Origin of the sequence: Bartonella sp. AP58NXGY, assembly GCF_042195785.1 — a bacterium.
Taxonomy (GTDB): domain Bacteria; phylum Pseudomonadota; class Alphaproteobacteria; order Rhizobiales; family Rhizobiaceae; genus Bartonella.
In genome coordinates this window covers 1-556 of record NZ_JBHIOY010000422.1, presented here as the reverse complement: position 1 = coordinate 556, position 556 = coordinate 1, and the positions used below count along the sequence as shown (strand labels likewise).

The 556-nt window shown below is 38.1% G+C and carries 1 protein-coding gene; it reads right to left on the bottom strand.

The features are described 5' to 3' along the window. A partial coding sequence (locus ACFINC_RS11800; RefSeq protein WP_375617315.1) for a TGS domain-containing protein occupies positions 1-552 on the bottom strand: 552 nt, incomplete at its 3' end. Positions 553-556: the final 4 nt, after the last annotated feature.

Here is a 556-nt window from a genome sequence, read left to right as displayed (position 1 = left end):
ACAAAGATCAAACCACTCTCCTTGATAATAGATTTTTAAATCTTGATTGTCCGGGATGCTATCAATAAGTTCAACTTTATAAAATTCCTTTTTCTCAGAAAAAACTCTTCTGGCTTTTTCACGAGACCAAATTTCTTTTCTAAAAGGTTTATTGCGTTGGATAATTTCACGCATTTTCTTTTCAATGATGGTGAGATCATCTAATGTGAAAGGTTGTTGGCGTGCAAAATCATAATAGAATCCATTCTCAATTACAGGACCTATTGTTACTTGCGTTTCAGGAAAAAGTTCTTGCACTGCTTCAGCAAGGACATGGGCGCAATCATGCCTTATGAGTTCAAGAGCCTGTGCATCTTCTCGGGTAATAATCTCTATTTGACCAGACTCTGCCAATGGATCTGATAGATCTCGCATGATGCCATCAAGACGATAGGCGACGGCTTTTTTTGCGAGTGATTTAGAAATGGATTCTGCTAATTCCAAGCCTGTCATTTCGGCGGGGTAATTACGTTTTGAACCATCGGGAAAAGAAAGAGAAATAGAGCAAGACATAAAA